Source organism: Chitinophaga silvisoli, assembly GCF_003412465.1.
In the GTDB taxonomy this organism is placed as follows: domain Bacteria; phylum Bacteroidota; class Bacteroidia; order Chitinophagales; family Chitinophagaceae; genus Chitinophaga; species Chitinophaga silvisoli.
Genome location: NZ_QTJV01000044.1, coordinates 1 through 2902, shown reverse-complemented (window position 1 = coordinate 2902; position 2902 = coordinate 1). Strand labels below are relative to the sequence as shown.

Annotated in this window: 3 protein-coding genes; all 3 read left to right on the top strand. The window is 38.5% G+C overall.

The window, feature by feature from the left end; all coding sequences use genetic code 11:
• Positions 1–968, top strand: a 968-nt coding sequence (locus tag DXN04_RS34190) for a major capsid protein (RefSeq protein WP_199415206.1), incomplete at its 5' end; no start/stop codon positions are given.
• A 1-nt stretch (position 969) separates the two neighbouring features.
• Positions 970–1416, top strand: a complete 447-nt coding sequence (locus DXN04_RS34185; RefSeq protein ID WP_116857911.1) for a hypothetical protein — start codon at positions 970–972, stop codon at positions 1414–1416.
• A 2-nt stretch (positions 1417–1418) separates the two neighbouring features.
• Positions 1419–2621, top strand: a complete 1203-nt coding sequence (locus tag DXN04_RS34180) for a hypothetical protein (RefSeq protein WP_116857910.1) — start codon at positions 1419–1421, stop codon at positions 2619–2621.
• Positions 2622–2902: the final 281 nt, after the last annotated feature.

Genomic DNA, 2902 nt, shown 5'->3' with positions numbered 1-2902 from the left:
GTCTGTCTTCACAGGAGTTGCCTGTTCAAGCAAAACTATCCTCTTCTTCTTCCTCTCAAACTTTTCTCGGAGATAAAATTAGTCCCTCTGGTTCTAATTTTTCTGTTAACGCCGGTCCTAATGCTGTTGTATCAAACCCATTGGTTGTTTCTTTGCCTTCTATTGCTGCTTCCTTCGATGTCCTTGCGCTTCGTCGTGGTGAGGCTCTCCAACGTTGGAAGGAAATTTCTCTAAATGTCCCTCAAAATTATCGTGCACAGATTAAGGCACATTTTGGTGTTGATGTTGGTGAAAATATGTCAGGTATGTCTACTTATATCGGTGGTGATTCATCGTCTCTTGATATATCGGAGGTTGTTAATACCAATCTTCAATCTGGTAATTCTCAATCTGAGGCTGTTATAGCCGGTAAAGGTGTTGGTTCTTCGCAAGGTTCTGAAAAATTTGAGGCTCGCGATTGGGGTGTTTTAATGTGTATTTATCATAATGTTCCATTGTTGGATTACGTATCTTCTGCACCTGATCCTCAATTGTTTGTTTCTCAAAATACGGATTTTCCTATTCCTGAACTCGATTCTATTGGTATGCAATCTATTCCGATTTCTATGTATTCTAATGCTGATAATGAATTGGCTAAAGGATTTGCATCTGCTGATTATACAATGGGTTATCTTCCTAGATATTATCCCTGGAAAACTTCGTATGATTATGTGTTAGGCGCATTTACTACTACGGAAAAGGAGTGGGTTGCTCCTATTACTTCTGCCATTTGGAAAAAAATGTTATCTACTGTTGCTACGGCTTCATCTTCTGTTACTTATAATATTTTTAAGGTTAATCCCTCTGTGTTGGATAGTATATTTCAGGTGAATGCTGATTCAAAATGGGATACAGACCCATTTTTGATTAACTGTGCATTTGATATTAAAGTTGTTCGTAATTTGGATTATTCCGGAATGCCTTATTGATATGAAAAAGAAAGAATATATAGATCATACTTTTAATGGTTCTTTTGATGCTGCGCATACAAAAGTACCTGTACAAGATAAGTTAATGCAGTTGTCTACTGTTGTAAATAAAGACGGTTCAGTTGCTATTTCTACTGATATTTCGTTGATTTTTAACCAACAGAGATTGGAGAATAAATTGACTGCTAGTGAATTGCGTGAGTATATCCAGCGTTATACTCCTAATAAGTCGGTATATACTGCCCAGTTGGACGATGATACTTTGTTGTCTACTCTTAAGTCTAGGCATATTCAATCATTATCTGAGATGCGTTCTTGGGCCGAGTATTGTATGGAAAATTATGCTTCATTAATTAAAGAGGCAGAGGAAAAAGTTCGTCTTGCTGCTGAATCTGCTGCTGCTGAACCTGTTGCTGCTGAGTCCTCTGCTTTTTCAACTTCTGAATAGTTATGAAATTTAAGGACTTTGCTAGCGGATTATTTGGTGGTGTTGGTTCTGTAATATCCGGTGCTATTGGTGCTAAAACTACATCGGATGCTAATAAGACCAATCTTAAGATAAATCAGATGAATAATGATTTCAACGCTCGTGAAGCTCAAAAAGCTCGTGATTTTCAGTTGGATATGTGGAATAGGGAAAATGAATATAACAAGGCGTCTTCTCAGCGTAAAAGGCTGGAAGAAGCTGGTTATAATCCTTATATGAGTGATGCCCAGGCTGGTACTGCTGCTGGAATGTCTGGTACTTCTGCTGCTACTGCTGCTGGTGCTTCTCCTCAAGTCCCTTACACCCCTGATTTTCAATCTGTTGGTGTTAATTTGGCTTCTGCGCTTAAAATGATGTCTGAAAAGAAACAGACCGATATTGAGAATCTTAATATGTCAGATTTGTTGCGTTCTCAGATTTGGCAAAACCTAGGTGCTACTGATTGGAGAAATGCATCCCCTGAGGCACGTGCATATAATCTTTCTCAAGGTCGTAAGGCTGCCGAACTTGGTATGGCCTCTCTTGAGGAGAATCTTTCTAATCAGCGTTGGAGTAATAACCTGCTTGTCGCTAACATTGCTAATTCTCTTCTTGATGCTGAGGCAAAAACTGTCTTAAATAAGTATCTTGACCAGCAACAACAAGCTGAGTTGAATCTTAAGGCAGCCAATTATGAATACCTTATTATGTCCGGTCAGATGAAGAGACAGGAGGTTAAGAATCTTATTGCTGATGAGATTCTGACTTATGCTAAAGCTAGAGGACTAAATGTTTCTAATCGTATTGCCGAGGAAACTGCTGATGATTTGATTCGTGCTACCAATAATACTAATTTTTATTTTGGATCGTATTATCATTCTCGGGCATTTAATGCCGGTGCTGATGCATTTCACGATTCGTCAATATTGCGTTCTCGTGCTGGTTCTGCTGCTGAGGGATATCAGCAATCTAGATTTGATACTAAGTTACAGCCTTGGCGTGAAGCTGTTAATTCTGCGAACATGATTTTTAATGGTATTGGCTCTGGTTTGGATGCATATACTCGTTATCAGAATGGTAAGACATACCGTTCCCGTGATTACGGTGAATGGAATATGATTGATACGTATATGCCTGAACCGGACGGAGGATACACGCGTAATCGTATTAAGAGACATCGTAAATAATCTGTTTCGTTTTTACCTCGCTTATGCACTGGCTCGTGATGAGTCGGTGCATTTTTTTTATTTATATAGTTGTTCTCTTTTGTGCGGTAGCAAATCGGGTGTCACATCTAACCCGATTCCACCCTCTCTCGTCCGAGATTGGCAAAAGTGACACCAATAAAAATACAAAACATGTTGTGTAACATATAATTTGATTTGGTGTGTTCTTGTTAACCTCTTATCTTTGTATCATAATTAAATGAATTAAAGGAAATATAATTATGGAAAAGAAACTACGTTAC

Bases quoted from the DNA above. Each gene is read 5' to 3' on its own strand.
- DXN04_RS34185 (WP_116857911.1), top strand. From the start codon at position 970: ATGAAAAAGAAAGAATATATAGATCATACTTTTAATGGTTCTTTTGAT.
- DXN04_RS34180 (WP_116857910.1), top strand. From the start codon at position 1,419: ATGAAATTTAAGGACTTTGCTAGCGGATTATTTGGTGGTGTTGGTTCT.